This is a genomic window from Kitasatospora sp. NPDC057198, assembly GCF_042670125.1.
Lineage (GTDB): Bacteria > Actinomycetota > Actinomycetes > Streptomycetales > Streptomycetaceae > Kitasatospora.
On sequence record NZ_JBHUWH010000449.1, the window covers coordinates 1 to 6,231 of the forward strand.

The following is a 6,231-nucleotide window of genomic DNA, read 5'->3' on the forward strand; positions in this document are numbered from 1 at the left end:
CCCCGGTGCGGCGGGCTCATCCGTTCGCGTGCACCGCGTAGAAGGGGCGCTGTTCGGGATGGCGGGCCAGGAAGGCGAGTTGGAGGCCCCGGTCGAGGCGCAGGCGCAGGGCCGGGTCGGCGGCGAGCGAGCGGCCGAGGCGGGCGGCGAGGGCCTGGACGGCGGCGGGGTCGGCGGCGGGGTCGGCCAGGACGAGGGCGAGGGTGGCGTCGGCGTCCGGGGCCGGGGTGAGGTGGGCGGCGGCGACGGCGGGTTCGGCGGCGAGCAGGGTGCGCAGGGCCTGGTGCACCTCGGGGTCCCGGTGCGGGGGGAGGTAGCGGCGGTTCTCCGCGACGGCGCGCAGGCGGGCGCCGGTCAGCTGGTAGCTGACGGGCCCGGCCGGGTCGATCAGCAGGGTGTCGGCGCGCTCGGCGAAGGCCACCATCGCGGCCTGCGGGGCGACCGTCGGGGCCGGGCGGGCGTCCGGACGCCAGGCGGCCATGCTGGCCAGCGAGGTGAAGGCGGGCAGGGCGCGGCGGCCGTCGGGGGCCTCCACGACCGGGACGGCCATGTCGCTGGTCTTCTCGTGCTTGTGCCCGTCGGCGTCCACCTCGACCTCGCCGAGCAGGGCCACGATCGGCACCATCAGCCGGCTCGGGGTGAGGGCGGCCAGCAGGTCGGGCTCGGTGGCCGGGTCCTGCTGCCAGGCGGCGAGGGCGGCGGCGAGGGCGGGGTCGGCGGTGCCGTCGTCCGCGGCGAAACCGGGATCGGGGATGTTCTTGCGCTCCACCCCGTGAGCGTATGCCACGTTTATCCGGGGACGGGACAGGATGGACCGGGGAGGGGGAACGGCCGGGGACGGGGACGGGACGGCCGGGCACGGGACGGGGACGGGACGGCCGGGGCGGGTGAGTGCTGGAGGAGGTGTGCCGGTGGAACGGCGTGGGCGGTTGGCGGTGGCGGCGGTGCTGCCCGGGACGGGTGCGGCGGCGGTGCGCGGCGGCGGGTCGTTCGTGACGGCGAGCACGGTGAAGGTCGACCTGGTGGCGGCGCTGCTGCTGCGCCGGGGCGGCGGGGAGGGGGAACTGACCCCGGGAGAAAGGGAGTTGGCCGAGCTGTCGATCGTCCGCAGTGACAACGCGGCGGCGAGCGAGCTGTACCTGCTGGTCGGCGGCGCGGACGGGCTGGACGCGGCGTACCGGGCGCTCGGGCTGGTGGAGACCGTGGCCGGCCGGAACGGGTACTGGGGGCTGACCACGACCGGTGTCGCCGACCGGGTGCGGCTGCTGCGGCAGGTCTTCGCCGCGGACGGGGGCGCGCTCCCCGGGCGGGCCTGGCTGGCCGGGCTGATGCGCCGGGTGGTGCCCGAGCAGGCGTGGGGCGTCTCGGCGGCGGGCGCGGGCGCGCTCAAGAACGGCTGGCTGCCGCGCAGCGCGACCGGTCTGTGGGTGGTCGACAGCTTCGGCGCCCGGCCGGACGGGACACTGGTGGCGGTGCTCTCCGACGGCTGGCCGGAGCTGGCGCGGGGCGTGGCGGCGGTGGAGTCGGCGGCGCGCTGGGCGGTGGGTACGGTGGAGGCGGCACGACGTGCGGACGGGGGGAGTTGACGACATGTCGACGGTGCGGATCGGGGCGCTGGCGCCGTTGGGCCGGCCCGGGTGGGTGGCGGCGGGGCGGCAGCTGGTGGCCGGGCTCGAACTGGGCGTCCGGGACGTCAACGCGGCGGGCGGGATCGGCGGGCGGCCGGTCGAGCTGCTGGTGCGGGACACTGCGGCGGATCCGGTGCGGGCGGCGGAGGCGGTCGACGAACTGGCCGGGCTGGGGGTGGCGGCGCTGGTGGGCGAGTACCACAGCGTGGCGGCACGGGCGGTGGCGGAGCGCGCCGAGGCGCTGGGCCTGCCGTACCTGTGCTCCTCGGCGGTGCTGGACGGGCTGGTGGACGCGCAGGCCCGCTGGGTGGCGCGGATCGCCCCGGCGCAGTCGTACGGCTGGCGGGCCTACGCGGAGTTCCTGCTCGGCGCGGGCCACCGCCGGATCGCGGCGGCCGTCGCCCCGGGCGGGTACTGGGCGGCGGGGGTGGAGGTGCTGCGCGGGTGCTTCGCGGCGCACGGCGGGGAGGTGGTGGCGTTCGACCTGCGCGGGCTGACGCCCCGGGCGCTGTGCGACGCGGTGGCGGGCAGCGGGGCGGGTGCGCTGCTGCTGCTCGCCGGGCATCCGGAGCCGGCGGTGCCGATCGTCCGGGCGGTGCGGGGCGACCGGCGGCTGCGCGGGCTGCTGCTGGGGGCGCCGGCCGGGCAGCCGGAGTTCGGGGAGTGGCTGGAACTGCTGGGCGCGGACGGCGCCGGCGTGCCGTTCCTGAGCTACCTGCCGGAGCGGCTGGGCCCGCTGGGCGCCCGGGTGGACGCGGAGCTGCGCGAACTGCTGGGCGGCGAGCCGTCGTTCGTCGCGTTCGAGGGCTGGGACGCGATGGCCGTGCTGGCGGCGGCGCTACGGGCGGCGGACGGCGGCGGGGTGCGCTGGCCGGAGGTGGAGGCGGCGGCCAGCCGCGGGGCGGTGCGCTTCTCCCGGGTGCCGGGCAGCGGGGTGTGGCAGTGGGCCTGGCCGCCGGTGCGGGTGGTCGACCGGGACCCGGCGGCTCCGGAGCGCTTCCGCGTGCTGCACACCGTCCGGTAGCGGGCGGCGCGGTAGCGGGCGGCGCGGATTCGGGGACCGATGGATCTACCGCCCGGTAGGGGGATGTGGCAGTCTGCGCCCATGGCACTCGTTGAAACCGCTGCGACCGGCGGAACCGTCTCCGACCGGGCCCGTTACGACCGGGCGACGGCGCACCTGGACGCGCCGCTGGCGATCGTGGACCTGGCTGCGTTCGACGCCAACGCGGCGGACCTGGTGCGGCGGGCGGGCGGCAAGCCGGTCCGGGTGGCGTCGAAGTCGGTGCGCTGCCGGGCGCTGCTGGAGCGGGTGCTGAAGCTGGACGGCTTCGCGGGGGTGATGAGCTTCACGCTGGCGGAGACGCTGTGGCTGGTGGAGTCCGGGTTCACCGACGTGCTGCTGGCCTACCCGTCGGCGGACCGGGCCGCGTTCGGGCGGCTGACGGCGAACCCGGAGCTGGCCCGGCAGGTCAGCGTGGTGGTGGACGACCCGGCCCAGCTGGACCTGATCGACGCGGCCCGGCAGGGTCCGGCGACGGTGCGGGTCTGCCTGGAGCTGGACACCTCGCTGCAGCTGCTGGGCGGCCGGGTGCGGGTGGGCGCGCGGCGCTCGCCGCTGCGCACGCCCGAGCAGCTCGGCCGGTTCGCCGAACTGGTGGGCCGCCGCAAGGGGTTCGAGGTGGTCGGGCTGATGGCGTACGAGGGCCACGTGGCGGGCGTCGGGGACGCGGTGCCGGGGCGTCCGCTGCGGTCGGCGGCGGTGCGGCTGATGCAGGCGAAGGCGCGCGGCGAGCTGGTGGCGCGGCGCGCCGAGGTGGTGCGGCGGGTGCGCGAGGTCGCCGAGCTGGAGTTCGTGAACGGCGGCGGCACCGGCAGCGTGGAGTCGACGGTCGCGGAGCGCGCGGTGACCGAGGTGGCGGCGGGTTCGGGCCTGTTCGTGCCCCGGCTGTTCGACAACTACCGTTCGTTCCGCGGCCGTCCGGCCGCGCTGTTCGCGCAGCCGGTGGTGCGGCGCCCCGGCGTGGGCGTGGTGACGGTGCTGGGCGGCGGGTACCCGGCGTCCGGCCCGGCGGGCGCGGACCGCTCCCCCGTCCCGTACCTGCCGGCCGGGCTGCGCTACGACCCGCAGGAGGGCGCGGGCGAGGTGCAGACGCCGCTGCTGGGGTCGGCGGCGGACGACCTGCTGATCGGCGACCGGGTGTGGTTCCGGCACGCGAAGGCCGGCGAACTGTGCGAGCGCTTCGAGCGGTTGCACCTGGTCGAGGGCGACGCGGTCACCGAGACCGTGCCCACCTACCGGGGCGAGGGCCACACCTTCCTGTGACCCCCGCGGCCCGGCCGGCTAGCGCGCGGTGTCCCGGCGGAACAGCGCGGCCCACAGGAACGGCACGCCGAACAGCTCGGAGCCGTCCGGCTGTTCGCGCATCCGGCGCAGTTCGACCTCGGTGAGGCCGGCGAAGATCCGGCGCAGCCCGTCGGGCGTGAAGGCGAGGCCGCCCTCCAGGCTGCGGGCGCGGTAGAGCTCGGCGTCGGAGAGTTCGCTGCCCATGCCGTCGGGGCCCGCCGCGAAGGCGGTGAGCGCGAGGTGGCCGCCGGGGGCCAGGACGCGGTCGAGCAGCGCCAGGTAGCCGATCCGGCGGTGCGGGGGCAGGTGGTGCAGGCAGCCCGAGTCGACGACCAGGTCGTACGGGCCGTCCAGTTCCGTCGCGGACGGCGCGAACGCGTCGCCGCAGTGGAAGCGGACGTCCGCGCCCGCCGCGCGGGCCCGCTCCTCGCCCCAGGCGACGGCGACGGGCGAGAGGTCGACGGCGTCCACCCGGAAGCCGCGGGCCGCCAGGTGGAGGGCGTTGCGGCCGTGGCCGCAGCCCAGGTCCAGGGCCCGGCCGACGGTGATCAGGCCGCGGTCGAGGTGGGCGGCGAGGCTCTCGTCCGGCTTCTCCGCGAAGAACGGGACCGGCCGGGTGCGGTCGGTGTAGAAGCGGTCCCAGTACTCCCGGCCGTCCCCGGTGGCGAGCCTGCCTCCGTCGGCCTCGGGTGCGGTGCTGAACAGTCCGTCGAGAAGTGCGAAGACGTCCTCGACGGTGCGTACGGTCCGGTCCATCCGGCCCCCCTTCCGGTCTGCTCGGACTCTACCGAGGGGAGGGACGAAAGACCAGGTCAGAGCGGGTGCGGCCGGGCCGCGGGCGGGCCGCTGCCGGGCGCTGGGAACGGCCTCGTCCCCCGGGGCCGGGGGGCTGCTCCGCGGTCGGCCGGGGGCTCGCCGGGGGCCGGGAAGGGGCATTCGGGGGGCGGGGCGGCGGAACTTTTTCGGGGGATTTTCCGGCCGTGTCGGTGCCGGGTGGTAGCCGTGGGGTCCGGGATCACGGCGAAGGGGCGGGTGCACGGTGGACGAGCGGTTGGTCTGGGACTGGCAGCGGGTGCTCGACGGCACGTACGAGGTGTACGCGGGCACCGGCTTGGACGTCCGGACGGTGGTCGCGGGGCTGGGCCGGGAAGTCCTGGACGGCTTCCGGCTGGACGAAGTGCCGTGGGAACGCTTCCAGTTCGGTGCCGGGGAGCCGCTCGGGCAGTACCTGGCGCAGGCCCGGTCGACGGAGCCGGAGACGGCCGGCCGGGCGCTGCGCGAGCTGGCGGATCTGCTCTCGCACCAGGGTTCGGTGTCCGCGCACGCTCCGCTGTGCGTGCCGTTCCTGATCCGCCTCGGGGCGGACCCGGCGGCCCCGGTGCGGGCGAGCGCCCTCCGGCTGGCCGCCGGGGTGTCCCGGGCACAGCACTGGGGATGGGGCACCCGGGAGGAGTTCCTGCGGACGGCCCCGGCGGGCGCGGCATGGGGGTGCGACGGCTACGCGACGCACTGGGTCTACGAGGCGGCGCGCCGGGCCGTCGCCGCCGACGCCGACCTGCTGCTCGGACTGCTGGACGACCCGGATCCGGAACTGCGCCTCCTGGCCTGCGACGTGCTGGCCACCGCGCTGGGCGACAGCGGCGCGATCGCCGCCGCGCTGCGGGAGCGGCCGGCCGTCGAACCGGTGCCGGGCGTCCGGGCATCCCTGGTACTGGCCGCCGCAGAACTGGCCCGCTCCCACCCCGACCCGGGGCCCGTCACCGCCTGGTGCGACACCCTGTGGTCCGACCCGGGCCGCCCGGCGGACCTCCGGCTGCCCGCCGCGATGGCCCGGCTCTGCCTGGACGACGCCCCCGTCCCGGACGAACTGCGCACCGTCCTGGAGGCCCCCGTCGACGACGACCTGACCCGCGTCCTGGACGACCTGCCGTGGTTCCGGCACGTCAGCGAGCCGGACGGCCTGGCCGAGACGCTGCGCCAACTGCTGGGCGGCGCCGCGCCCGCCGCGAACCTCGAGCCGCCGTTCTAGCCGCGCGGGTCGAAGCAGTCGGCGTCGAATCAGTCAGCGTCGGAGTGGTCGGCGTCGGAGCCGTGGAGCACACCGCGGTCCCGGTCCGTTCCTCGGCGGGAGGGGCTGTGGTGGGCGGGGGGGGGGGGGCCCCCGGCGCCCCCCCCACGGGGGCAGACCGCCCCCCCGCGGGGCGAGCGGGCTGGGAGGCGGGGGCCCCCGCGGGAGAGAAAAAAAAACAAACAACC

Annotated in this window: 6 protein-coding genes; 4 read left to right on the forward strand and 2 right to left on the reverse strand. The window is 77.2% G+C overall.

Translation table 11 applies throughout. From position 1 onward, the window contains the following. Positions 1-16: 16 nt before the first annotated feature. Positions 17-769 (reverse strand): SseB family protein, encoded by a 753-nt coding sequence (locus ACFUEL_RS32720; RefSeq protein WP_380240709.1) that lies wholly within the window; start codon positions 767-769, stop codon positions 17-19. Between the two features lie 142 nt (positions 770-911). On the opposite strand from ACFUEL_RS32720, the gene ACFUEL_RS32725 reads away from it, so the two are divergent. The 3 genes from ACFUEL_RS32725 (at position 912) to ACFUEL_RS32735 (ending at position 3,954) form a co-directional block, all read left to right on the forward strand. Beyond that, complete coding sequence (locus tag ACFUEL_RS32725; protein WP_380240711.1) at positions 912-1,586, forward strand: serine hydrolase; 675 nt, start codon at positions 912-914, stop codon at positions 1,584-1,586. A 4-nt stretch (positions 1,587-1,590) separates the two neighbouring features. Further along, positions 1,591-2,652: an ABC transporter substrate-binding protein gene (locus ACFUEL_RS32730; protein ID WP_380240713.1), complete on the forward strand. Its 1,062-nt coding sequence runs from the start codon at positions 1,591-1,593 to the stop codon at positions 2,650-2,652. 81 nt (positions 2,653-2,733) lie between these two features. Further along, positions 2,734-3,954 carry an alanine racemase gene (locus ACFUEL_RS32735; RefSeq protein WP_380240715.1) on the forward strand — a complete coding sequence of 407 codons (1,221 nt, stop codon included), beginning with the start codon at positions 2,734-2,736 and terminating at the stop codon, positions 3,952-3,954. Positions 3,955-3,972: 18 nt separating this feature from the next. On the opposite strand, the gene ACFUEL_RS32740 is transcribed toward ACFUEL_RS32735, so the two are convergent. Further along, positions 3,973-4,731 carry a class I SAM-dependent methyltransferase gene (locus ACFUEL_RS32740; protein WP_380240717.1) on the reverse strand — a complete coding sequence of 253 codons (759 nt, stop codon included), beginning with the start codon at positions 4,729-4,731 and terminating at the stop codon, positions 3,973-3,975. A gap of 283 nt (positions 4,732-5,014) precedes the next feature. Between ACFUEL_RS32740 and ACFUEL_RS32745 the strand changes: the two genes are divergently transcribed. After that, positions 5,015-6,004 carry a hypothetical protein gene (locus tag ACFUEL_RS32745; protein WP_380240718.1) on the forward strand — a complete coding sequence of 330 codons (990 nt, stop codon included), beginning with the start codon at positions 5,015-5,017 and terminating at the stop codon, positions 6,002-6,004. The last annotated feature ends 227 nt before the right edge of the window (positions 6,005-6,231 follow it).